Origin of the sequence: Clostridium uliginosum, from assembly GCF_900112485.1 — a bacterium.
GTDB classification, from domain to species: Bacteria; Bacillota; Clostridia; order Clostridiales; family Clostridiaceae; genus Clostridium; species Clostridium uliginosum.
The window spans coordinates 54412-78195 of sequence record NZ_FOMG01000003.1 but is presented as its reverse complement, the minus strand read 5'-3'; the positions used below and the strand labels follow the sequence as shown (position 1 = coordinate 78195).

24 protein-coding genes and 1 pseudogene are annotated in these 23784 nt (G+C 27.6%); 17 read left to right on the top strand and 8 right to left on the bottom strand.

Annotated elements, in window-relative coordinates:
• Positions 1–1236: 1236 nt before the first annotated feature.
• Positions 1237–1629 (top strand): hypothetical protein, encoded by a 393-nt coding sequence (locus tag BM027_RS03180; protein ID WP_090088734.1) that lies wholly within the window; start codon positions 1237–1239, stop codon positions 1627–1629.
• 1040 nt (positions 1630–2669) lie between these two features.
• Here BM027_RS03180 and BM027_RS03170 read toward each other — a convergent pair.
• Positions 2670–2999 carry a hypothetical protein gene (locus BM027_RS03170; protein ID WP_242943272.1) on the bottom strand — a complete coding sequence of 110 codons (330 nt, stop codon included), beginning with the start codon at positions 2997–2999 and terminating at the stop codon, positions 2670–2672.
• A gap of 873 nt (positions 3000–3872) precedes the next feature.
• Between BM027_RS03170 and BM027_RS03165 the strand changes: the two genes are divergently transcribed.
• The 5 genes from BM027_RS03165 (at position 3873) to BM027_RS03140 (ending at position 6504) form a co-directional block, all read left to right on the top strand.
• Positions 3873–4418, top strand: a complete 546-nt coding sequence (locus tag BM027_RS03165) for an RNA polymerase sigma factor (RefSeq protein ID WP_090088729.1) — start codon at positions 3873–3875, stop codon at positions 4416–4418.
• Positions 4411–4632, top strand: coding sequence for a BhlA/UviB family holin-like peptide (locus BM027_RS03160; RefSeq protein ID WP_090088728.1), 222 nt, complete (start codon positions 4411–4413; stop codon positions 4630–4632). Before BM027_RS03165 ends, BM027_RS03160 begins: the two co-directional genes overlap by 8 nt.
• A gap of 109 nt (positions 4633–4741) precedes the next feature.
• A complete protein-coding gene (locus tag BM027_RS03155) occupies positions 4742–5158 on the top strand; it encodes a hypothetical protein (RefSeq protein WP_090088725.1) in 417 nt (138 codons plus the stop codon).
• Between the two features lie 496 nt (positions 5159–5654).
• Positions 5655–5969 (top strand): hypothetical protein, encoded by a 315-nt coding sequence (locus tag BM027_RS03145; RefSeq protein ID WP_090088721.1) that lies wholly within the window; start codon positions 5655–5657, stop codon positions 5967–5969.
• A gap of 205 nt (positions 5970–6174) precedes the next feature.
• Positions 6175–6504 carry a hypothetical protein gene (locus tag BM027_RS03140; protein WP_090088720.1) on the top strand — a complete coding sequence of 110 codons (330 nt, stop codon included), beginning with the start codon at positions 6175–6177 and terminating at the stop codon, positions 6502–6504.
• A 166-nt stretch (positions 6505–6670) separates the two neighbouring features.
• Here BM027_RS03140 and BM027_RS03135 read toward each other — a convergent pair whose 3' ends face one another.
• The 3 genes from BM027_RS03135 to BM027_RS03125 form a co-directional block, all read right to left on the bottom strand.
• Positions 6671–7408, bottom strand: a complete 738-nt coding sequence (locus BM027_RS03135) for a MerR family transcriptional regulator (protein ID WP_423230312.1) — start codon at positions 7406–7408, stop codon at positions 6671–6673.
• Entirely contained in the window at positions 7399–8307 is a 909-nt protein-coding gene (locus BM027_RS03130; RefSeq protein WP_090088716.1) for a DUF2268 domain-containing putative Zn-dependent protease, read from the bottom strand. Before BM027_RS03130 ends, BM027_RS03135 begins: the two co-directional genes overlap by 10 nt.
• Positions 8308–8724: 417 nt before the next feature.
• Positions 8725–9123, bottom strand: coding sequence for a winged helix-turn-helix transcriptional regulator (locus tag BM027_RS03125; protein WP_090088715.1), 399 nt, complete (start codon positions 9121–9123; stop codon positions 8725–8727).
• Positions 9124–9340: 217 nt separating this feature from the next.
• On the opposite strand from BM027_RS03125, the gene BM027_RS03120 reads away from it, so the two are divergent.
• Positions 9341–10240, top strand: coding sequence for a radical SAM protein (locus BM027_RS03120; RefSeq protein ID WP_090088713.1), 900 nt, complete (start codon positions 9341–9343; stop codon positions 10238–10240).
• Between the two features lie 62 nt (positions 10241–10302).
• Here BM027_RS03120 and BM027_RS03115 read toward each other — a convergent pair whose 3' ends face one another.
• A complete protein-coding gene (locus tag BM027_RS03115) occupies positions 10303–10800 on the bottom strand; it encodes a MogA/MoaB family molybdenum cofactor biosynthesis protein (protein WP_090088711.1) in 498 nt (165 codons plus the stop codon).
• A gap of 390 nt (positions 10801–11190) precedes the next feature.
• Between BM027_RS03115 and BM027_RS18145 the strand changes: the two genes are divergently transcribed.
• The 10 genes and pseudogenes from BM027_RS18145 to BM027_RS03070 all read left to right on the top strand — a co-directional run bounded on the left by BM027_RS18145 (position 11191) and on the right by BM027_RS03070 (position 20345).
• Positions 11191–11355 (top strand): hypothetical protein, encoded by a 165-nt coding sequence (locus BM027_RS18145; RefSeq protein WP_175559925.1) that lies wholly within the window; start codon positions 11191–11193, stop codon positions 11353–11355.
• Between the two features lie 575 nt (positions 11356–11930).
• A complete protein-coding gene (locus BM027_RS03110) occupies positions 11931–13145 on the top strand; it encodes a molybdopterin molybdotransferase MoeA (protein WP_090088709.1) in 1215 nt (404 codons plus the stop codon).
• Positions 13146–13470: 325 nt separating this feature from the next.
• Positions 13471–14427, top strand: a complete 957-nt coding sequence (moaA, locus tag BM027_RS03105; protein ID WP_090088708.1) for a GTP 3',8-cyclase MoaA — start codon at positions 13471–13473, stop codon at positions 14425–14427.
• A 2-nt stretch (positions 14428–14429) separates the two neighbouring features.
• Positions 14430–14897 (top strand): cyclic pyranopterin monophosphate synthase MoaC, encoded by a 468-nt coding sequence (gene moaC / locus BM027_RS03100; RefSeq protein ID WP_090088706.1) that lies wholly within the window; start codon positions 14430–14432, stop codon positions 14895–14897.
• Between the two features lie 31 nt (positions 14898–14928).
• Complete coding sequence (locus BM027_RS03095) at positions 14929–15360, top strand: MOSC domain-containing protein (RefSeq protein ID WP_090088940.1); 432 nt, start codon at positions 14929–14931, stop codon at positions 15358–15360.
• A gap of 305 nt (positions 15361–15665) precedes the next feature.
• Complete coding sequence (modA, locus tag BM027_RS03090; protein WP_090088704.1) at positions 15666–16478, top strand: molybdate ABC transporter substrate-binding protein; 813 nt, start codon at positions 15666–15668, stop codon at positions 16476–16478.
• Between the two features lie 235 nt (positions 16479–16713).
• Positions 16714–17556 carry an ABC transporter permease gene (locus BM027_RS03085; protein WP_090088702.1) on the top strand — a complete coding sequence of 281 codons (843 nt, stop codon included), beginning with the start codon at positions 16714–16716 and terminating at the stop codon, positions 17554–17556.
• Positions 17557–17859: 303 nt separating this feature from the next.
• Positions 17860–18738 (top strand): annotated as a pseudogene (locus BM027_RS03080) (hypothetical protein).
• 542 nt (positions 18739–19280) lie between these two features.
• Complete coding sequence (locus BM027_RS03075) at positions 19281–19628, top strand: DUF4362 domain-containing protein (RefSeq protein WP_090088701.1); 348 nt, start codon at positions 19281–19283, stop codon at positions 19626–19628.
• 327 nt (positions 19629–19955) lie between these two features.
• The gene (locus tag BM027_RS03070) at positions 19956–20345 is read left to right on the top strand and encodes a hypothetical protein (RefSeq protein ID WP_090088699.1); all 390 of its coding nucleotides are present in this window, start codon (positions 19956–19958) and stop codon (positions 20343–20345) included.
• A 518-nt stretch (positions 20346–20863) separates the two neighbouring features.
• On the opposite strand, the gene BM027_RS03065 is transcribed toward BM027_RS03070, so the two are convergent.
• The 3 genes from BM027_RS03065 to BM027_RS03055 all read right to left on the bottom strand — a co-directional run bounded on the left by BM027_RS03065 (position 20864) and on the right by BM027_RS03055 (position 23530).
• Positions 20864–21028 carry a YvrJ family protein gene (locus tag BM027_RS03065; protein WP_090088697.1) on the bottom strand — a complete coding sequence of 55 codons (165 nt, stop codon included), beginning with the start codon at positions 21026–21028 and terminating at the stop codon, positions 20864–20866.
• Positions 21029–21533: 505 nt separating this feature from the next.
• Positions 21534–22349 (bottom strand): PD-(D/E)XK nuclease domain-containing protein, encoded by an 816-nt coding sequence (locus tag BM027_RS03060; RefSeq protein WP_090088695.1) that lies wholly within the window; start codon positions 22347–22349, stop codon positions 21534–21536.
• 2 nt (positions 22350–22351) lie between these two features.
• Positions 22352–23530 (bottom strand): AAA family ATPase, encoded by a 1179-nt coding sequence (locus BM027_RS03055; protein WP_090088694.1) that lies wholly within the window; start codon positions 23528–23530, stop codon positions 22352–22354.
• Positions 23531–23784: the final 254 nt, after the last annotated feature.

Below are 23784 nucleotides of genomic sequence, written 5' to 3'. Positions count from 1 at the left end.
TTAGTCTGCTATTTTTTTGAATGTGCCTTATTTCTTGTTATCTAAAGTTCTTTAATATGCCTTAATCTTTTTGATAAGTGGTTTATCCAAAACTAATAATTAACAATTGAACACTTATAAGGGGTTGTCTCAGAATTACCAAGTGAAGTAATAACAAAGAAATAGAAATAACATTTATTAAAGAAGACTAGAAAAATTTCGCTAAGAGTTTCTAATATTTAAAGTTGTACCCATAAAAGATTGCTCCTAATATGCATTAGGACAATCATTTATGGAACAACTTCAAATAAAGAAACTCTAAGCTTATTTTTCAATGCTTCTTCCACAAATGTTATTTCTATTTCTTTTTTTGAATATACATCATATCATTAAATGATTTGGATTATGAGACAGCCTCCTAATTTCTACATGAAATTTACCACTGCTACACCTAAAATCATATAGATTTCTAAAAAATAGGACTAATATTACTGGTATGCAGCAATATTAGTCCTATTTGTGGTTTTTCTTTTGACTCTGTTTTTAAATAGTGTTGATCTTGTTACATTTTTGTGAAGCGTGCATTAGAATTTGACTTTTAGAACTCTTAATGAGTATTGTCACATTAATTGCTTGTCCAAAACTTGTTTTGGAACAAGCTGGAATGGGACTATACTCATTTAGATGTTCTTAAGTCAAATTCTTTAGCACACTTCACAATATGTAACAAGATCAACACGTTTTTAAACCACAGCCTTCTTTTAAAATGTAAAGTTGTAAAATTTAATATTAAAGTTATTAAAATCAAAGTACTAGCTATTAAATTAGTGGATAAGACTATAAAATTTCATGTTATTTTCTTTAAAATAAAAATATAGCTTAATCCTTTATGTATCAAAGGATTAAGCCATATTTTTATTTACGATAAATTGTAAGTAAAGTATATTAACTGTATGTATATTAAATTAATTGTAAGAGATAAATATAAACTGTTAGATATGAAATTAACTAGATAAAATCTTTAAGGCATGAGGATTTATTATTTGAAAAAATAGGCTTTATAGTACATGAGTTAAAACAACTTAACTAAAAATTAAACACTTTAGATTCAATAAATTTAAACATCAAAGAGATAAAAAATAAAATTAATTAAATATTAGGTTTACAAAATGATTTTAAATATCCTTTTAGTAAGTGTAAAGCAAATGAGTTAGCTAACAAAATTTTACTTTTAATTAATTTTAGGGAGATGATAATATGTCAAATACTATAACTAAATATACTTTTGTTACAAAACAAGACATAATTAATCAATTAGGTGAAGCTGAGGATTTTGGAAATTTAAATTATACTGGGATTGATACAATATTAGGTGTTATTGCTAATGCTTGTGTTAAAGTTACTAAAAGATTACCACTTGTAAATTTTATTACATTAACTTATGATACTGCAAAGGTAATGGCTGAGGCAGAAAGTGCATCTTTAAGAAATTTGCTAAATAATACATCATATATGAAATATTGGAAAATAAATATTGAGCTTGTATATAGAAATAATGGATATACTAATCAATATTCTAATGGATATGAGACATATCAATTAGATTCAATGAATCTTACTCTTGAAGATATGAGTTATTATGCAGGCTAAATAATATGAAAAAAGAGTTGTATTTGCAACTCTTTTTTTATTAAATTTACTCTTTTAAATGTAAATATTTTTTTTCTTTGCTATCTAGAAAAAAATTAGCTAGAGTAAATATTAAAATTATTAATAATGAATGGTTATCTTTAGAGTAAAATGTTATAACTATAGACATTAACAAACCCAGAAATTTAAGTCTACTATTTTTTTGAATTAATAGTAAATATTTTTCTTCATCATTTATTATATATTCTCTTTTTGTTTTAGTTATTTGAATTTGTAAAATTTTGTTAATTAATTTAGTTTTACCGAAAAATCCTTTCGCTAGAAGCAAAAAAAGCACTGCTATTATAACTAGTATGCCTATTAATCGTATATAAATCAATGTATTAATAAATACCTCCTACACATCATTTAAGTATAATTATAACATTAATGTATTAAATTAACTAAAAATAGTTTAGTAGTAACTGCTCTTGATGTAATAAATGAATTAGTGAAACATAAATTTAGATTACTTAAAGACCAATTTAGAATACTTTCTTATATATAAACCCCTATACTAATAATTGCAATCAATATACTTATAAATCCTATAAAATTACAGTTATAAACTAAATCTTTATCTAATCTTGTACTTAAAACTCTAGTATATAATATTATTATATTTGCTCTTGTAGACTTTTGTTTAAAAAATACATTTATTTTTAGACTCTGTTTTAAAATAGTGTTGATATTGTTACGTTTTTAAACCACAACCTTCTTTTAAAATGTAAAGTTGTAAAATTTAATATTAAAATTATTAAAATCAAAGTATTAGCTATTAAGTTAGTGAATAAGACTATAAAATTTCATGTTATTTTCTTTAAAATATAAATCAAGCTTAATTCTTTATGTATCAAAGGATTAAGCTTGATTTTTACTTATGATAAATTGTAAGTAAAGTATATTAACTGTATGTATATTAAATTAATTGTAAGAGATAAATATAAACTGTTAGATATGAAATTAACTAGATAAAATCTTTAAGGCCTGAGGAATTATTATTATGAAGTTATTTTTTCCATATATTCACGATCAAAACTGTTATCAAGTACTTTATATCTTTTCAAAAACTTCTCGCTATCAGAAATTATTAAATATTCTTTACCAAGTGTATAAATAAATAAAGTATATTTATGATTTTCATAAATAACTATTTCGTAAGCACCTTTAGTTCTATTTTTTGATGTATCTCCATTATATTCAACAAGTTTTACATTAGAAAGATTAGATAAAATTTCATTAATTTTATTTTTATCTTTAATGTTTTTTATATTTCCAGAATTAACACCTCTAATGTGGATTTTATCAACATTTTCTTTATTTATTGTCATAGAAAGAATGTTATCAAGAGTTACATTTTTAGAATGGAAATAATATCCTAAACAAACTGTTAAAATAATTATTGATAAAAATATAATATAGTTTTTATAAAGTTAGTTTAGTAGCTATATAAAGGTCTTCTGATTTATTTACACAATTTAATTGATAATTTAAATGCCTACGAATTTACTTTTAAAAATTATAATATTCTATTCGTACTTCATACGTTCCCTCTGATTCCTTATAGACTCTTTTTATATTAAGAGCTTTGCATACCTTATTTCACATTCTTTTAGTGAATATGTGTATAGCTTTTTAATATATAGTATTCGAAACAAAAAATATAATAGTCATAAATAAATTAACCATTTATAGCACTCCTATTGTGCTCTGTAAAAGCGATTCACGCTAAATCTTTGTTTGGGTTCTCTCCTTAACTTCTATTTTAATATATCCCTTATAACTCTAATTACTTTCTTTTTTTGTATGAGTGAGTTCTTTTATAAAATCACCTCTATATAATTCATAATCATGCAGTTTTAAAATACTATAGTTTCTTGCTATTAGGCACATTCAAAAAAATAATAGACCATTATGCCTGTATATTTTGCGTCATAAGGAAGCTCGACTCGTATACACTACGCATCTTTGGCCTATTATTTTCTTTTATGTGCCTTATTTTCCTATAGTGTGTTTGTTTTTTTAAGAATATCTATCGAATATAATAATATTATATTTATTATTGTAGAATCTTGTTTGAATAAAAATACATTTATTCAAAAATAAGGTTTACAAATTTTATATATTTTTACTTTTAGTAGGTATACAAAGCTCTTCTGATTGGTTTACAGCAATTGATTTATAGCAACTTAAGGAGTGATTAAATGCCTACAGATTTATTTCAAAAAATCAAAATATTCCAATATAAATTAAGATGTTTTATGGATATACTTTCTTATTTTAATTCAAAAATCAATTATTTAAGTTATATGCTGAAATATCCAGAAGCTTCTACTGATCTTATTATATATTTATATGAACTTGTTTTAAAATTAGATTTGAAAAAATTTAATAGTGATGAAGAAATATTAAAGTATATTAAAAAATGTCTTAAGAATAAATCAACAAATTTATATTATAAAATAAATTCTTATAGAAATCTTATTACTTATAACTCTGATGAAGAACTTTTAAATATACTAAATGAAAATAATTCAAATAATGATTATTCAGATATTATTTTCATTGACTTAATTTCATCATTAAGTTTTAGACAAAAAGAAATTATTTTTTATAAATTTTATATTCAACTATCTGATATCGAAATTGCGACAAGACTTAAAATATCAAGACAAGCTGTAAATAAATCAATAAGAATTGCCTTAAAAAATCTAAAAAATAAATTAATCAAGGAGGTAGACTATGTTTGATGAATTAATAAAAACAGCTACAACCCAAGGAATTTGGGCAATATTAAGCTGTGTGCTTATAGTATACATACTAAAAGCACAGGAAAGTAGAGATTTGAAGCAAGAAGAAAGAGAAAAAAACTATCAAGAAATAATAAAGCAACTTAGTGAAAAATTAAATACTTTAGATTCAATAAATTCAAACATCCAAGAGATAAAAAGTAAAATTAATTAAATATTAGGTTTACAAAATGATTTAAAATATCCTTTTAGTAAGTGTAAAGCAAATGAGTTAGCTAACCTCAAACAGCTTAATAAAATTTAATTTTAAAGGAGATAATATTATGGGTTTAATAACAGATGATCAATTAGTTTTTAAGAGTTTTTCTATTGCAGACTTAGATGAAATGATAGCAGAAAATCATCACAATGAAAGTATTGCATCCGGTGATATTAGTAGTTCAATGGCTTTTAATTGTTTCTGTGGTGGTATTGCAAGTGCACTTGTGGATGCAGCGACAACTGTACTTGCTGGTGCAACTGCAGGTACAGTTTCTGGAATAATTACTATTCCAGCTATGTTAGCACTGTTAGAGGCTGAAAGGGCTAACATACAAAACCTAGTAGGTAGATTAGAAAATGGAGGTCATCATGGAATAAGTACTACAACTTATTTAAGATTTGATGGTTGGGGAACTGGTGGTCCTTCATCAGGATATCCAACATATAAGGCATATAAGGTTAGATGTTCTATATATTAAAATCTAAAAAGAGAAAAAACTAGTTTACTAGTTTTTTCTCTTTTCGAATTTCATATGCAAAATAGAAAAAATAATAATAAAAGACCATGATAAAAATGCGAAAAAAATAATTATATAATTATTACCAAAATAATTATTAAAAATAATATTATATATAACATATATTAACGCTAAAATATAAAATGAATAATTTATTATATAAAATTTTGATAATACTTTTATGTTACTAAATCTTTTAATGGTGGCTCTATTAAAAGATTTAGTAAACTTATTTTCTTTTTCAATAAATAAGTTTACTGATGCTAGTAGAAGATATATAAAAATAATTAAAGCTATTATTAAAAAAAATAAGTATGTTTTCATAGTCATCTCCTTAAAAAGATTAAACTTGTCTTAATACTTCCATTATATGTATAATTATAATATGAATGTATTAATTAATCAAAAATACATTATATTATATTTATATGTAATTAAAATTAGGAGGCTCTATTTAATGAGAATATTAACTTATATCATATTAATGCTTTCAATCTTTCTTATATTTTCAGGAGCAAGTTTAGTTCTAAATTTCTCCCCCCAATTTAATTCCTTTATATTAAAAATAGGTGGATTTGAATCATTAAATTTATCGAAATCAATAAAAATCATTGCAATAGATAGATTTGTATTAGGCATATTTGGTATTATATTTGCTAGTATAATGTTAATTTTCAATAATAATCTTTCAACTAATTTTCAGTTTATGTTAGTATTTGTTTATGTCCTTGTAATAATAATAGATAAAATTTTACTATCAAGATTAAAATAAATATTATTACAACATGGTTTATCCTATAATAAGGTTAAAAACCCTTTACTTTATAAAAGAGGAGCTGCTATCAAACTAATTTTTTAAGTTAGTTTGATAGCAGCTCCTTTTGTATTAAATTAACTTTAAGTGCAATTTCACAATCTTAAAGCAAGTATATTTTTTAATAAAAAGAAAACAATATAATATAAGTGAGGTGTACGCAATGAAAATTCTAAAAAGATTTATAGTTTTTTCAATAGCTTTTTTAATGCTTATATCTGTTTTTCCAAGTGTAACAAAGGCATCAGTATCAAATGTTTATAAGCAAGGTGTTTATAATATTTCTGAATTTGAAGAATCTGTTGCTACTGCTAAACTTGTAACACAAAATACCCGTGTAAGTTTAATGATACTTGACAATGAGGGTGATATAAAATTTTTTAAAGAATTTGATACTGTAGGTGAAGTTATAAACTTAGGCACTATTAAAAAAGGACACACTTTAGCGATTGTTGGTAATGGAGATGTAGCTATTATTACTACTTCAAAATAGCTACTTTTAAGTCTAGTACGCCTATATACTTTAATCCCTCCAACATATAGCCTAGATTCAGTAGACTATATGTTGAAGGGATTAAATTAGTTTGAATATGCTTTATATATTACAAATATAGTAGTTTTATAATATATTTATAGTTTGTAGATTTTAGGGATATTGCTCATTTTGTACAATAAATCTCAATTGCCTTTGCAATAAACTCAGCAGTGCCCTCGCCATTTTGGTTTATATTTTCTTTAAATCTTTCATCGCCAATATACATCAAGCCAAGACACTTCAAAATTTCTTTTGTGCAATTATAAAATCTTGCAGTGATGAAATCTTGCCACTGCTTTACTAGTGCTTGAACTTCTGAACTGCAGGGTGCTTTGTCAATATTTGAAGCAAAGGCTTTTAAAATATTGCTACTCTCATCATTGATTTCCTGCCACTGCTCTTTATTGTAGCTTTTTGTTTTTTTCTCGCTTTCAGCATAGGCATTTGTTTTTCCCCAACGTTCCTTAACTTCGGCGGAATATTTTTTCTTTGTATTTTCAATTTCTGTCATATCAAATTCTTTAAAGCTCATAGTAACTTCTCCTTTTATTGTGTTATTTACAAGGTCAATTAATTTGTCCAGTCGTTCACGCTTTTTGACAAGCAATTCTTTGTGTTTTTTTAATGCAGTTACTTTATCAAATTTAGGATCTGTCATAATTTCTTTAATTTCATTAAGTGGAAAATCCAGCTCTCTGAAAAATAATATCTGTTGCATGGTGGTAAGAGAATCTTCATTATATAAGCGATAACCAGTTTTTGTAATCTTACTTGGCTTAAGCAAGCCGATTTCATCGTAGTAATGGAGTGTCCTAACAGTTACTCCCGTTAGCTTTGCAACTTCGTTAATCTTCAATTCCAAAAATCCTCCGTTTCCTTTAAAATATCAGCAGTTGGTGTAATAGTTGCTTCGTAAATGCTTTTTCCTTTCTTTTCAAGGTAGTGCTTAACAAGTTGATAACCACACGCATAACCTGCACAATAAGGCATTCCTACAGACTTGACACCACGCATTGCCATAATCTCGTCACCATAAAGATAAGCAGATAGCTTATTAAAATCATTTTCGTAAAGATTTTCTTTAATTACAGGTTTAATGACTGTGTTAAGTGTTTCTTCACTTGTGTTTTTTACCCACATACCAATCTTGTCCTCACCGAACATAAATGCTGCAAAGTTTTCAGCTAATCCTTCACTGATAATCATATCAGCAAGTGTTACATTGGGATTCCATTGCATAAACTGCCACCTTACATTGTGGTTGGTTTCATGGGCAAGTGCCACAGGTAGCATTTTAAGTGACTCTTGATTTGGGATAATGGTTCCTATGATATATCCAGGAATACCTCCATCGCCGCAATAGTCACCTGTCATTTTCGACATTGGATTATGCAAATCATTCAACATAACAGTGAAAATATATTCCTGTGTAGGCAGTGATATGCCGTTATCTTCAAATCCATGTAATGTTTTTGCAATACTGTTTTCGCAAGCCTGCCAAAAATCATCGCTACTTATTTTTTCAATATCGGAAGTACGTTCACTATTAATTTGACTTGGTGCAAAGCCTCCACCTATAGTGCTTGCCATTACCACATCATAACCGCCCTCTTGCTCTGATTTCAGTGGCATACCAATACATGACCACTTGAACTCAAATGGTTTCATAAGCTCATAACGGTAAATATTATCACGTTCTTCTACTTTTGCAGAAATCATTTTTTTATAAATCTTATCAGATCTAATAGCTGTAATCTTCATTTTGTTTTACCTCATTTCGTCATAGTATAATCATACAATACACTATGACGTAACGTAATGGTCAATAGTTTTTTCAAAACATAATCTTTTTATTTCTACGCTATGTTTTAAAATCGTGTTGATATTGTTATATAAAGCTCATGGACGGTGAAAGTTCTTGGAATAGAATTTAATAGAAAATAGAAAAAGCACTCCATCTCATAATGAAGTGCATCCTGTTAGTAGACATAGTCTTTTATTATAATCTTTTTTCATTATTTAGTATAAGATTTTTTTTAATTGAGTATATAGTAGTTATACCTATAATTGCTAGCATTAATACCAATATAATACTAATTACATCTGGCTTTACTTTATGTACCTTATTTAATTTGATACCACATTCATAGGCACTTCCAAGTCTTTTAATCTCTTTGTTTATTGCTTCATTTTCTTTTTATCCGTTTCTTCTTGATTGACATATGGATTTACATAATCTGGGCACAGATGAGCTTCACTCCAGTCCATCATAGCATTCAAAATGGGAATAAAACTTTCCCCAAGTTCACTTAAAGTATACTCAACCTTTGGTGGAATTTCTTTGTAAATTTCTCGATGTAAAAAACCATCTTTCTCCAACTCACGGAGCTGTTTGGTAAGTGTAGACTGTGTTATACCATCCAGACGACGTATCAGCTCGCCGAAACGTTGAACTTTATAAAAAGCTATATACCATAAAATTAATATTTTCCATTTACCGTTCAATACAGACTGTAGCGTACTCATTGGCACACAGCGGGCCATCATATTCTTGTCGCGAAATTTGTTATCTGCCATAGTTTATCCCTCCATTTCACGAACAGTATACCTCACGCTTAAAAAAGAAGCAATGTACTACTTTTTCTTGTACCTAGTATTAAAAATAATACTACCACCATAAAAAGACCGTACTTGAACCAAAAAAACCCTTGTTGTAACATGTAAATAAGAAACGGGAGGCCACCATCTTAAGACTCGTTTCATCGAGAAAAACTATCATGAAGGAGCGATATATATGCATTACACTGGAACTATTTGGAGACCTCCATATGAGGCATCTTCTTTACTAATTGAAGTCACCGCTGGTTGCACTCATCACAAGTGCAAATTTTGTACTCTTTATGATGATCTTCCTTTCAAATTTAGAATGTCATCTCTGGAAGATATCGAAGCGGATCTGGCAGAAGTACAGGCTGGACTTCACTCCCCGCATAGCCAGAAAGTCAACCGCGTTTACTTAACCGGAGCCAATCCTTTCGTTTTGAAATTCGAACGGCTAAAAGAAATTGCAGATCTGATTCATAAATATCTACCAAATTGCCAGACAATAGGCTGTTTCGCTCGTGTTACTGATATTACCCTTAAGACAGACGATGAATTAAAGGCTTTACATGAGCTTGGTTATGATAGCTTTACCATTGGCGTGGAAACTGGTGATGGAGAAATTCTTGAATTCATGAATAAGGGCTATCAGCCAGAGGAAATTATAACCCAAAGTCACCGTCTGGATGATGCTAGCATCAAGTATAATTATTTTTATCTTACTGGTATCTCTGGTGCTGGACGAGGAAAAATCGGTGCATTAGAAACTGCCAAAGTATTTAATCAGACTCATCCACAGATTATCGGTTCATCCATGATTACTATCTATCCGGAATCTGAACTGTTTTCTGAGATTCAGGCTGGTAATTGGTCCGAAGAAACAGAATTGGAAAAACTGGAGGAATTGAAGACACTCATTGAAAACTTGGATATTCCAGTATTCTTCTCCACTCTAGGTGCGTCAAACGCCCTTTTTGTTCAAGGCCAGCTTCCAAAGGATAAAGCTACGATGGTTACCTATCTTGAGAAGATGTGCAAAACTCAAAACGAATCGGAATTGCGGCATTATCGCACACAGCTAAAACACCTTTAATTTTATACAACATTTCCTCCGACCTGCGGGACGGAGGGAATATTATTAAGGAAGATTCAATATCACGTGTTAGGTGTTGCACACTCTGTTGCATTTCCTGTTAATATATCAATACCATGGGGAATAGCACTTAGAATGACTTCTAAATTTTCAGAAGCAGCTTTAGGACTACCAGGTAAATTTATAATTAGAGTTTCTTTTCTTATACAAGAAATACCTCTTGATAGCATAGCTTTTGGTGTTATTTTTAAAGAAGCAGCTCTCATTGCTTCACCAAATCCAGGAACTAATTTTTCAGCTACTTCTAAAGTAGCTTCAGGGGTTACATCTCTTTTTGAAAATCCAGTACCACCATTTGTAAGAATTAAATTAACTTTCAAATCATCACAAAGATAAATCAATTCTTTAGTTATTGTATCAATTTCATCTGGTAGTACTTTATAATAAATTAAAGAATACCTATCCTCTGGAAGCATATCTTTAATAGTTGAACCTGTAATGTCTTTACGTTGTCCATTATATCCTTTATCACTCATTGTGATTATAGCTGTTTTTATCATAATTTATCTCCTTATATAATAAATTTTGCATCGTTAGTTTCTGGTATCTAAACTAGTTACAAATTTAATAAAAATATTATCATTACATATATATGTTTAATAGGAAGTCTCCAATCAAGTAGTTGTTTAAAGTTTGATTGCACATTTAAATTTGCAACATATATATTACCAGTCTTCTATAATATATTATATATTTTTAAATTAGGCTATGTTTTAGCAGAGTGTTGATATAGTTATATTTTTTTGAATGTGCCTTATAAAATATTATCTAATTTGAAATACTATTATACAAGGCAGAATTAATTTGTTAATTTTTTTTAATGCCTTAAATAGTCATGACAAGGGCTTTTAGTACCTTGTACACTAGATATAAAGAGGAGAAATTTAATTATGACAGAAAAAAATGATGCACAGAAGTTTGAGAATATGTCTAGAGTAGGTAATTTTACTAAGAATGCAATAGAAAATTTCGAAGAAAACATAGTTGATCAAAAAGATTATTTAGAAAAGGTTAAGAATAATGAAGAAGCTCAAATGAATAATAAGTTACATTAAGAGCTGTAAGGTTAAGTTAGGCACATGTGAAAGAAAATAATAGATCAAAGGCGTAGTATATTTTGTGTCAGGCAAGGAAGTGAGTTTGAGTTATAGCGGGCTATTAGCGAAACTTACTGATACAGTATGATGCAAAATATACAAGCATACTGGTCTGCTATTTTTTTGAATGTGCCTTATGTGATGAATTCACAGAAATAGAGGTAAATTGTTTGTTTCGGTTGCTGAGGAATTGGATATGAGTTTCTAATGCTAAAGTCTCATTCCTATTTGTTCCAAAGACAAGCTTGTGACAAGTGATAAATGAAACAACTTCCAGTAATAAGCCAGTACTTTGTGTTAATAAACGCTTTGTACTGGTTTATTTTATTTTGAAGCTCTGTTTTAATTCTTTAGCCCACTGAACAATATGTAACAATATCAACACGGTTTTAAAACAAAGCTTATTTTGAAAATAAAGTTAAAAAAATAAATAACTTCAAATAAAGGATAATTTTGAATAAGGTAGAATTTTAAATTATATAGGGAAAATTGTTAACTTATTGATTTATATACTGTATGAAAGGAATTTTAATATGATTAATATAGATAATGCGTTAAATATGATTTATAAAGAAACAAAAAAGCTTGGAATAGAAAATAAAGACTTATTGTGTAGCATTAATAGAGTTTTAGCGGAAGATATATATTCTAAAGATAATTTACCACCATTTGATAAATCATCTAAGGATGGATACGCTATAAAAAGCAATGATACATATAGCTGTAGCAAGGAAAACATCTGTGAACTTAAGATAAAAGGTGTTATAAAAGCAGGAGATTTTATTAAAGATACTTTAAAAAATGGAGAAGCTTATAAAATAATGACTGGAGCACCAATACCTAAAGGTGCAGATGCAGTTATAAAAATCGAGGATGTTCAAATTAAAGAGGATAAGCTTTTAGTTTTTGAACAGATAGATGAAAATAACAACATAATTAAATTTGGAGAAGAAATTAAAATAGGGGATTTAGCAATTAAAAAAGATAGTGTTATAAGACCAGTAGAAATAGGTGCATTAGCATCACTTGGATATAGCAATGTTGGCGTTTACAAGGCACCGACTGTAGCATTAATTATTACTGGAGATGAACTTGTAGATATAACTTCCACTATTGAAATGGGACAAATAAGGAATAGTAATGAGTATTCCCTAAAAGCATTAGTAAAAAGTTTAAATGCAGAAGTTTTATCTTTAGGAATTGTTTCTGATGATAAAGAAACTTTAAAAGAAAAAATTAAGTATGGTTTAGAAAAAGCAGATATTGTTATTAGTTCAGGGGGAGCATCTGTTGGAGATTATGATTTTGTTAAAGATATTTTAAAAGAAATAGGAGCTGATATTAAGTTTTCATCGGTAGCAATTAAGCCAGGAAAGCCAGTAACTTTTGCTACATTTAAAGAAAAGTTATTTTTTGCACTTCCAGGAAATCCATCATCATTAATAACTACTTTTGAAAAACTTGTAAAACCAACTATTGAAAAAATCATGGGAAAAGAAATTTCTAATTCAGAAGAATTTCCTGTTGTATTAAAGGATGATTTTCAAGAAGAAGTAGGTAGAGAAAAATATGTGTATGTTGAAATAAAAAAGACAAATGGGATTTATTATGCATATAAGGTGGGTTCACAATGTTCTAATCATCTAATGACCATGAGTAGGGCTAATGGAATAATAATTATACCTAAAGAATTTGGAAATGTAAAAGCAGGAGAAGTTTTTAATGGAAAATTTATATTTAGAAAATAATAATGTAGAGTCATTTAAAAATATGATAAAGATCTAAACATGTTTATTAATTTCCCTCTGTTTTAATAGAGTGTTGATATTGTTACATATTGTTCAGCGTGCTATAGAATTCGACTTAAGAACATCTAAATGAGTATAGTCCCATTCCAGCTTGTTCCAAAACAAGTTTTGGACAAGCAACTAATGTGACAATACTCATTAAGAGTTCTAAAAGTCCAATTCTAATGCACACTTCACAAAAATGTAACAATATAAACACTATTCTAAAACAAAGCCATTAATTTAAACAACTGTGATGATTTTAACTGCAAAGGGGTAATGCTAAATGATAGATTCATATGGGCGAAAGATAAATTATTTAAGAATATCTGTCACTGAACTTTGTAATTTGAGATGTAAATATTGTATGCCAGAAAAAGGAATAGATAAGTGCAGTCATAATGATATTTTAAGGATAGAAGAGTTTTTAAAAATAGCTAAATCTTTTGTAAGTATGGGAATAGATAAGATACGTATAACTGGTGGAGAACCTTTGGTTAGAAAAGGGGTATTAACTTTAATAAAAGGAATATCACAAATTGAAGGTGTAAATGATTTAGCAATGACAACTAATGGCATATTTTTGAAGGAATATGCCAAAGATTTAAAAGAAGTTGGTCTTAATAGAGTTAATGTAAGTTTAGATACACTAAATGCAAGCAAATATAAACACATAACAAATGGTGGAAATATTAGTAAAGTTTTAGAAGGAATAGAAGAAGCTAAGAAGGTAGGGCTTACTCCTATAAAGTTAAATGTGGTTTTAATTAAGGATTTTAATGAAGATGAGATTGAAGATTTTATTAATTTAACTAAGGATTATGAAATAGATGTTAGATTTATAGAATTAATGCCTATAGGAGCGCTTAAATATTGGGCTTTAAATAGATATTTATCAAGTGATGTTGTATTAGAAAAGAATAAAGAATTGATAAAAATAGAAAATGCAGATAAGTCATCACCAGCGAAATATTATAAGTTACCTAATGGAAAAGGAAGGGTTGGAATTATAAATCCTATCTCTTGTAAATTTTGTGATAACTGTAATAGGCTTAGATTAACGGCAGATGGAAAAATTAAAACTTGTCTTCACTCAGATGATGAAACAGATATAGGAAAAGTTTTAAGAAGTGGTGAGAATATAGATAATACAATTGTTGAAATAGTAAATAGTAAACCTAAAGAACATAATCTAGAACAAGGTGATTATATAAATAGAACAATGACAACTATAGGAGGATAATTATGGAATTTACACATTTTAATGAAGATGGACGAGCTCATATGGTAAATGTTGATGAAAAGAATGAGACAAAGAGAGTTGCAATAGCAATAGGTAGCATAAAAATGAAAAAAGAAACTGTAGATTTAATAAAGGATGGAAAAATAAAAAAAGGCGATGTGTTATCAGTTGCTCAAGTAGCAGGAATTATGGGGGTTAAAAGAACATCAGACTTAATACCTATGTGTCATAATATTTTTATATCTGGAGCGGATATTAAATTTGAGGTTAAGGAAGATGAAATTAAAATACAAGCAAAAGTGTCTACTGTAGGTAAAACAGGAGTTGAAATGGAAGCGCTAACAGCAGTGTCTACCGCAGCGCTTACAATATATGATATGTGCAAAGCTGTAGATAAAAATATGGAAATAGGAAATATAACTCTTATAAAAAAGACTGGTGGAAAAAGTGGAGATTATCTTAAAAAGTAATGATTTTAGGAGGATTAATTTAATGAATATAATAGGAAAAGTTGTGTCTATTAATATTAGTAGTACAAAAGGAGTTATAAAGAAACCTATAGAAAAGGGAATATTTATAGAGGATTTTGGACTAGAAAATGATGCTCATGCAGGAAAATGGCATAGGCAAGTAAGCTTATTAGCAAAAGAAAGTATAGAGAAGATGAATGACTTAGGTGCAAAAGATCTTACATATGGAAATTTTGCAGAAAATATAACTACAGAAGGTATAGTGCTTTTTGAAATACCTGTTGGAACAAGACTTGAAATAGGAGAAACGGTGCAAGAAGTGACACAAATTGGAAAAGAATGTCATAAAGGATGTAAAATAAAAGAGTTAGTTGGTGATTGTGTTATGCCAAGAGAGGGTATATTTACAAGAATAATTAAGGGTGGAACAATAAAGCCAGGGGATAAAATAGTAGTTTTATGATGTTTTAGACACATTAGGCATATTAAAATAAATAACAAGTCAGTTTAGTATTAAGCTATGTTTTAAAATAGTGTTGATATTTTAATATAAAGGCGAACTGGCATTGGAATTTACTTTGTAGAACTCTTAATAAATATTTGTACTATTAATTGCTTGTCACAATCTTTGATTGGGAGCATGCATTAATAGGACTAATATTTATTTTAGAGTTCTTAAAGTGAATTCCACTGTCCATGAGCTTTATATTACAATATCAACACGGTTTTAAAACATAGCAATATAAAAAATGATAGGGGAAATGAGAGATGAATAAAATGGTAAGGAGAAATAAGATAAGAAATATATGTGTTTTTCTTATAATTGGTATGATTTCAGTTAGTTTAAATGGATGTGGTGCTGGAAAGGCTAAGGATAAATCAGTAACTGTATTTGCGGCTGCTAGTCTTACAGAATGTTTTACTGAAGTAGGCAAGGAATTAAAGAAAGATAAAAATATTGATGCTGTATTTAATTTTGCTGGAAGCCAAGCATTGGTTACATCAATTGAACAGGGGAGTAAAGCTGATGTATTTGCATCTGCTAATACAAAGTATATGGACAAGTTAAAAGAAAGTGATACTGTGTCTGAAAGTGTTATATTTGCAGAAAACAACATTGTATTATGTAAGAATAAAAATAGTAAGGTTACTGTAGATAAATTTGAAGACTTATCTAAACCTGGAGTTAAAATAATAGCTGGTGATAAGTCTGTGCCAGTAGGAAACTATTTTTATAAAGCGTTAGATAATCAATTGTCAGAAAAAAGTATAAATCAAGATACTTATACAAATATAGTAAGTAATATAAAAAGTAATGAATTAGATGTGAAAAGTGTTGTAAGTAAAGTAGCTTTAGGTGAAGGGGATATAGGTATAGTCTATAGAACTGATGTAAATGAAAATAATAAACAGGACTTAGATATTATAGAGCTAAAGGAATTTGAAAATTTAAATGTGCAATATCCTATAGCTACAATTAATAAATGTAATAATAGTAAAGAAGCTAAGGAGTTTATTGATTATTTAACTGGTGCTAAGGGAAAAGAAATATTAACAAAACATGGATTCAAGGTAGATTAATCAATTTTTTTAAGCATGAGATAAGGTTAGACACGTGAAAGAAAATAACAAGTTAAGGGCTCTATGCAAAGTAGAGACTAACATATTGACGAGGCCACTTAAAAAAGTATTCTTTTATTAAAAATAACACCATTTAAATACGTATTCGTACGTTGCGATTTTGCTAGAAAATGGACTTTTTCAGTGGCCTCTATATTGGCTTGTTTTTTATGTGTCTTATATTTAGGAGATATTTATGGTAATAGATGATTATAAAGAAATATATATATTGGGAAAACAAAAGAGTAAAACATTTAAAAACAAAAAAATATTAGATTATATATTTTTTATATTAATAGTTATATATGTATGTTTCTTGATAGTTCCTGTAATAGGATTAATAAAGTATTCAGGAATAGAAAAACTAATAGAAACAGTTAGTAATGTAGAGAATATTTATTGTCTAAAACTAAGTATGACTACTTCATTAATATCAGTATTATTAACATTTTTATTTGGAACACCTACGGCTTTTTATTTATCTAAAATATCTAAAAATAAAATTCCTAAAATTGTAGATATTTTGGTTGAACTTCCAATAGTATTGCCACCAGCAGTAGTAGGTATCGGATTACTTTTAGCGTTTGGAGATAATGGATTTATAGGTAAGATATTTTCAGATTTAGGATATAGTATTACATTTACGCCAATAGCAGTAATAATATCTCAAGTATTTGTATCATCTTCACTTTATATAAAGGTTTTAAAAAATTCTATACAGGATATACCTCAAGAAATTTTTGAGGTAACCTACGTATTAGGTGCAAGTAAAATTAATACTATCATAAAGGTAATAATCCCTATGCTAAAGAAAACAATAATATCTGCGCTTATACTATCATGGGTAAGAGCTTTAGGAGAGTTTGGAGCAACACTAATGTTTGCTGGAAATGTTTTAAATAAAACAAGGACAATTCCGCTTCAAATATATACATATATGCAAACAGATATTAGAATGGCAACAGCATTTGCAGGGATTTTATACATTTTGTCTTTTGTTATGATTTTAGCAATTAGGAGTCTATTAAAAGAGAAGTGATTAAGAAAAAATAGAATGAATAAAGAATAAAAGAAGACGATGCAGAAAAAGGAATATCTTAATGATATTAAAACGGATAGGAGTATATGTTATACTAAATCAAATGGAGTTGATTATATCGGATGATTAAATATTACTATCTAAAATAGTATAATAAAACAGTTGCAGAAATTGATATAGATAATAGAATAATGGAAATAATAAATTTAGGCTTATTTTTTGATAAGAGAAATAAAAATATAAGTTTAAACACCTACTATTAGTCTATAATAAAATATAGATAATGGGGTAAGGAGCGTGAATATGAAAAGTATAAATTATGAAGATATGATAATGAAGAGAGCTATGGATGTTTTTGCAGAAGAAGGTTTAAAGTTCTTTGGGATAGAAAAGAGAGTTAAAGAAGTAAGCTCAACTGAAATAGTGGTATTACAAGCTAAGAATATGTTTATGGACTATACTTTCTTGATGGAAGATGATACTTATATACACATAGAGTTCCAAACTACAGATAAGGGAGTAGTTGATTTAAGAAGATTCAAAGCTTATGAATCATTGTTTGAGCTTCAAATGAATAAAGATATAGTAACTTATGTTATATATTCAGGAAATATAAAGAACCCATTAAACTGTTATAAAAGTGGAATAAATACTTATAACGTTAAAGCTATATCAATGGCAAATAAAGATGGTGATAAGGTATTTGATCAAATAGTAAATAAAATAAAAAATAATGACAAAATAGAGAAACAAGACTTGATAACATTAACTTTTACGCCTATAATGGGTGGAAAATTAGATAAGGTAGATAGAATATTAAATGCAATAAAAATAGTAAGAAGTGTAGATACAGAATATAGGTATGATATTGCATAACAAAGGAAACTCGACTCATATTCATTCGCTGAGTAAGTTCAAGAAGTCAAATGTAAAATTTGGACTCTCACTCATGCTTTTGCCAGCAAATTTTTAGAGGGTAGAGATTTAGAAAAAGTAGAGGAGGAACTTAGTATGACTGAATTAGGTAAGAGATTAATGGAAAGAGGAGAAAGTAAAAAAGTTATAGAAATAGTTAAGAATTCAATAAAAAATGGACTTGATAATGAGATGATAAGTTCTATAACAGGATTAACAATTGAGAAGATTCAAGGGATAAGAGAAGCTATTGAATACGAAGAATAGATTCGAGAGTGTAAAATCAAAAAAAGAAATTAATAGTTAAACAATAAAAAATTTAACGACATTAAATATTAAGAAATTTGATTAGGAAAGCTTTAAATTAGATTTGAATGGGGCTATCTCAAAATTACCAAGTGAAGTAATAACAAAGAAATAGAAATAACATTTATTAAAGAAGACTAGAAAAATAAGCTAATAGTTTCTAACATTTAAAGTTGTACCCATAAAAGATTGCTCCTAATATGCATTAGGACAATCATTTATGGAACAACTTCAAATGAAGAAACTCTAAGCTTATGTTTCAATGCTTCTTCCACAAATGTTGTTTCTATTTTTTTTTGAATATACATCATATTATTAAATGATTTGTATTATGAGACAGCCCCTACTTTTGTTTATTAGTTTAGCATTATTAGAAGATAATAATAATCAAATATTTAAAATACAAAAAATAGGTATTTGAATTAAGCACACTAGACAAACTGTCAATATATATTAAAGTATCATTAATTTGTTTTAGAAAAAATATTGAAAGAGAGATTATTATGTTTAAATTTTCATCTAAAAGATTATATATAGATTCAACTATAAGTAGTATAGGGGTTATTGATAACAAGTTACCTGTATGTGATTTTTTTGATAATGTATTATTAGGTAATCCATATAGTATTAATATTTTAGTTTATACAATAGAAGGTGAACCTGAATTTAGAACATTTACATCTGATGGTAAACAGATTCAATATAAATTGGATGCCAGTAATACAAGTTTAGGTTTTATAAAGAACTACAGTGGAAATAAATTTGTAAAACAAAGAAAAGGAGAGCAAATTTATTATGATCTTTATCAGGATAATCAATTTATAACAACATTACTTTCATATAGAAATTAAAAAGTGTAAAAAGTATAGAAAGTAAAATATTTCTATACTTTTTTAATATATTTTTTCTACGTCTTTATCATAACTAGCTTGGATAGCTGTAGTGGTGACACTCCTATTTCTTATATGTAAGGCTCTGGAGAAGGAGGCTAGATAAAATCTGATAAATTGATAGTACTAAATTTACTAAATTTTAACAATTGATCTCTTTATGGTATAATTATACATATTAATAATAATTATGGAATTTTATTTAGTCAGTCTAATATAATAGTATAATAGAAATGATAAAGTGGATGGTTTAATTTTACAATACATAATAAAGAGGAGGAGCTACATATGAATATATTTATTTTAATTTGTTGTATAGTCATACCTATTGTGATGATTGTTATAGGGATTTTATATAGAATAAATTTATCTAAAGAGAGTAATAAGATGTTAGCTTTAACAATTCCTTTTGCAATGCTGTTTTCAGGACTATCAAAAGATAATATTCAAACAGCAGATTTAGATAAAAAGATACAGATTTCTTCAAAGAAAAGGTGTGGCATAATATGGCTGATAAGTGGGGCTATTATGCTGATATGTGTTATTGCACTTTTATTATTGAATATATCTCAAATTAATAGTATAAGTGATTCGTTATTGGAATTTGAATGTATAATATTTACTGCTATATTTATAACAATTGAGTATTTTTTGAAAAGAAAGTTATATCAAAAATAAGATTTACAATTAATAAAGATAGTTTATAGTATTTAGGAGATGTTTTTGCATCTCTTTTTTGTTTGGTTATGTTTTAGCAGAGTGTTTATATTGTTATATTTTTGTAAAGCGGACATTGAAATTGGAATTTTAGAACTCTTAAGTGAGAGCCCAAAAGTAAATGTCCCAATTTTATATTTGGAAACATGAACTTTCTCAGTGGGCATTTTACATTTGGAAACATGAACTTTCTCAGTGGGCATTTTACATTTGGTATCTCGAACTTACTCAGCGAACGAATGTGAGTCGAGTTTCCTTGAGTATTGTCTCCTTTTTAGCTTGTCAAAAGCTTGATTTTGGAGCAAGCTAAAAGGGGACTATACTCATTTAGACGTTCTTAAGTGAGAGTCAAAATTTTATATTTTGTTGCTCGAACTTACTCAGCGAATGAATATGAGTCGAGTTTCCTATATTAATTCTTAGTCCACTTTACAATATATAACAATATCAACACGGTTTTAAAACAGCACCTTTTTATTTTATGCATTTTTAGCATCATTCTTACTATTATTTATTACAACATTAGTTAAACCATTAATAGATAGTGTTAGAGCATCTATTTTAGATTCAAACCTTATTAAAAGGTAAGAAGCAACTGCAATTGGAAACCCAACATTAGTTATTAACATTACCATATCTTCCATTTAAAATCCTCCTTTTTTTAATGTACAGTTTACAATAGACAATGTAGGAGCAAAGTACAAAGTAATCTGAAAAAAGTATATTTTATCAGAAATCCCTTAAGAGAGTTTATCCATAATTGTCAATTGTTCATTGCTAATTATCAATATATATGCAAAGAGAGATTTTATTTAACATTTCTTTAATTAATTTTAAGGCTTTTCATTAACTACATGGTTATGGTAAAAGGGGCTGTATAATAATACAAATCATTTAATGATATGATGTATATTCAAAAAAAGAAATAGAAATAACATTTTTCTAGTCTTCTTTAATAAATGTTATTTCTATTTCTTTGTTATTACTTCACTTGATAATTCTGAGATAGCCCCTTTTTGACTTATTCAAAAGTCAGATATTTTCTTTGATAATCTCCATCCGCAAATATATCAAATTCATCCATTCTTCTACGCCAAAGCCCAAGTGACCTAGCACCACTACACATACACCACATGCAAAAATCATTTTTTATAATATTACAGGTTGTATAATTATGATGTCTATTGATTTATCATCAAACCTTTTATTATATTTTTTATTATAACTATCTATATTAGATATAATAGATTCTTTATCATATACAAAGAATAGTATGTTTTTACGCTGATAATGAAAACTATCAGAACCCATTTCTTCGTTTAAAGTTCTTTCTGTCATAGTTGATCTGGTACATTTAACTTCTATAGTTGTATTACAGGATTCTATATCTATATCATATCTAACAGTAGAACAACCAGTGTGCTCTATTACCTCTGTTTTAGCATTAGGAAATAGAGGCTTTATAAGTGAAAATAATATTCTTTGAACATCATATTCATTACCTATTCTAATACTATCTAGTTGTGTTTTCTTTATGTTACCTTTTCCATGTACATTATCTAAATACATAGCCTTCAGGTGTTCATAGAAATTATTAAGTATCTTTTTCAATATTAATATAGACATTTCTTCATCTAAATCTACCTTATAGTCTATAAGTTTTACCTTATGTTCATATATATAAGTATTAATATCATTTAAGCATATTAATACTCTTTCTTTAGCTCCATGTATGCTCTCCTCATTTTTTAAGTCAGAAAATGGATTAGTGATATATTCACTCAGTTGTTTTATCTTCGATATTAACTCTATAGAATCTATATATTTCGCTACGTTAGGAGCAACATTCTTAAGTATATTAGATATTTTCTTGGTGTTATCTACTTTAGAAAGCTCCTCTATCTGGTTATTCAAAAATTCTATTACTTCATCTATTGAGTATTTTAATGATATGTTATAATTCATAACTATCTCCCCCATCTTAAGTAGAATAAGAATAAAGGATCAATTATATAAATCATTTCATCTTTCCATTCTAATACCTTGTATATATCATCTTTATCGTTAATTAACTTTTGTATTTGAGTTACTGTATTCTTGACTTTTTGTCTATCTGGATTATTATTAGTATCCGTTATTAACTTGTTTACCCTATCTTTAATGTCATCTATTGTTAACCCCATTAAGGGTGGATTTTCTGCAAGAGATTCAACAACTAATTGGTATAAGTCCATTTCTTCACCAGATTTAGTAGTAAACTTACTTCTTTTCTTGCCTTTACTTAAAGGTCCTCTTGAAATTAATGTTAAAACATCTCTATAATCAAGATTTGAAGTTGTAAATTTATAAGCTTTCTCTAGTATATCTGATGTTATTTCCTTTGTTTCACCATTGTCAGTATCAAGTAATGTACAAATACTTAAACATATATATTGCATAAGCTGTGGTGAAGTTAAACTTTCTACGGCAATATCATTAGCTATATCTTCTGAAATTTTAATATCTAATTCATTAAAACCTTTAATAGCTATTTCTTTTAATTCAGATATTTTCCACGTCTCAATATCAATTAAACTTAATCTTCCTACTAAATCAGCATTCTTTCTGATTGGAGCATCTGCTCTATGTGGCAAGGAAATTATAATTGCTCTAAAATCTCTCCTTATTGCATCTTTTAAATGACTTGCAATGCTTTTTTGGGATTCATCTGACGCATAATGGAAATCATCTAAAATTAGAACCTTATTATTATCAACGAAATATTTAATCACTCTGTCTTTGGTTAAAGTAAACATCTCAGTTTTACTGTGCTGCTCAGTATCACTAATTTGCTTTTTTTCTGTTATTTGACCTCCTAAAGGTAATCCAACTTTTTGTGAAATTACATGCCAAAAGTCCTCGCCATTTGAAAAATCCGCACCAGATACATTAACTTGTCTTTCTAATGGTATAACTTTTTCACATAAAACAGTTTTCCCCATCTTAGATGCGCCTATTATTGAAATTAGTGTACCAGATATATTTAAAGCTAATTTAAGTCTTTGTTCATAATCTATCCCATCTTTAGATTCTCTTGTTATATATGTATGTTCTGGAAAGTTGCAAGGCCTAAAAACATCTGATGATATTAACTTTTGACTACACATAATTATCACTCCTTTATAAGTAATTTTAACCATAACTGATTGATTTAATCATTTTTTATTAATTAAATATAATTTTATCATATTTAAACTTAAATTAATATAAATTACATTTTTAATTAATTTAATTAATTTTAATAGTTTTTATGTGTATTTATTATAAATTAATCTTTTAAAATAGAATTTTCAATTTTTTAAGGCTAAAAAGAAATATCTAAAGCTTTAGAATATCTAAAGTGCCTTGGTAGGATAATTGC

Excerpts from the sequence above, each read along its gene's own strand:
- BM027_RS03140 (WP_090088720.1), top strand. The coding sequence starts at position 6,175 with ATGAAAATTCTAAAAAGATTTATAGTTTTTTCAATAGCTTTTTTAATG.
- BM027_RS03085 (WP_090088702.1), top strand. The coding sequence starts at position 16,714 with ATGGTAATAGATGATTATAAAGAAATATATATATTGGGAAAACAAAAG.
- BM027_RS03165 (WP_090088729.1), top strand. The coding sequence starts at position 3,873 with ATGCCTACAGATTTATTTCAAAAAATCAAAATATTCCAATATAAATTA.
- BM027_RS03065 (WP_090088697.1), bottom strand. The coding sequence starts at position 21,028 with ATGGAAGATATGGTAATGTTAATAACTAATGTTGGGTTTCCAATTGCA.
- BM027_RS03055 (WP_090088694.1), bottom strand. The coding sequence starts at position 23,530 with ATGTGTAGTCAAAAGTTAATATCATCAGATGTTTTTAGGCCTTGCAAC.
- BM027_RS03115 (WP_090088711.1), bottom strand. The coding sequence starts at position 10,800 with ATGATAAAAACAGCTATAATCACAATGAGTGATAAAGGATATAATGGA.
- moaA (WP_090088708.1), top strand. The coding sequence starts at position 13,471 with ATGATAGATTCATATGGGCGAAAGATAAATTATTTAAGAATATCTGTC.
- BM027_RS03155 (WP_090088725.1), top strand. The coding sequence starts at position 4,742 with ATGGGTTTAATAACAGATGATCAATTAGTTTTTAAGAGTTTTTCTATT.
- BM027_RS03125 (WP_090088715.1), bottom strand. The coding sequence starts at position 9,123 with ATGGCAGATAACAAATTTCGCGACAAGAATATGATGGCCCGCTGTGTG.
- BM027_RS03130 (WP_090088716.1), bottom strand. The coding sequence starts at position 8,307 with ATGAAGATTACAGCTATTAGATCTGATAAGATTTATAAAAAAATGATT.
- moaC (WP_090088706.1), top strand. The coding sequence starts at position 14,430 with ATGGAATTTACACATTTTAATGAAGATGGACGAGCTCATATGGTAAAT.
- BM027_RS03060 (WP_090088695.1), bottom strand. The coding sequence starts at position 22,349 with ATGAATTATAACATATCATTAAAATACTCAATAGATGAAGTAATAGAA.
- modA (WP_090088704.1), top strand. The coding sequence starts at position 15,666 with ATGAATAAAATGGTAAGGAGAAATAAGATAAGAAATATATGTGTTTTT.
- BM027_RS03120 (WP_090088713.1), top strand. The coding sequence starts at position 9,341 with ATGCATTACACTGGAACTATTTGGAGACCTCCATATGAGGCATCTTCT.
- BM027_RS03145 (WP_090088721.1), top strand. The coding sequence starts at position 5,655 with ATGAGAATATTAACTTATATCATATTAATGCTTTCAATCTTTCTTATA.
- BM027_RS18145 (WP_175559925.1), top strand. The coding sequence starts at position 11,191 with ATGACAGAAAAAAATGATGCACAGAAGTTTGAGAATATGTCTAGAGTA.
- BM027_RS03180 (WP_090088734.1), top strand. The coding sequence starts at position 1,237 with ATGTCAAATACTATAACTAAATATACTTTTGTTACAAAACAAGACATA.
- BM027_RS03170 (WP_242943272.1), bottom strand. The coding sequence starts at position 2,999 with ATGACAATAAATAAAGAAAATGTTGATAAAATCCACATTAGAGGTGTT.
- BM027_RS03070 (WP_090088699.1), top strand. The coding sequence starts at position 19,956 with ATGAATATATTTATTTTAATTTGTTGTATAGTCATACCTATTGTGATG.
- BM027_RS03110 (WP_090088709.1), top strand. The coding sequence starts at position 11,931 with ATGATTAATATAGATAATGCGTTAAATATGATTTATAAAGAAACAAAA.
- BM027_RS03075 (WP_090088701.1), top strand. The coding sequence starts at position 19,281 with ATGTTTAAATTTTCATCTAAAAGATTATATATAGATTCAACTATAAGT.
- BM027_RS03160 (WP_090088728.1), top strand. The coding sequence starts at position 4,411 with ATGTTTGATGAATTAATAAAAACAGCTACAACCCAAGGAATTTGGGCA.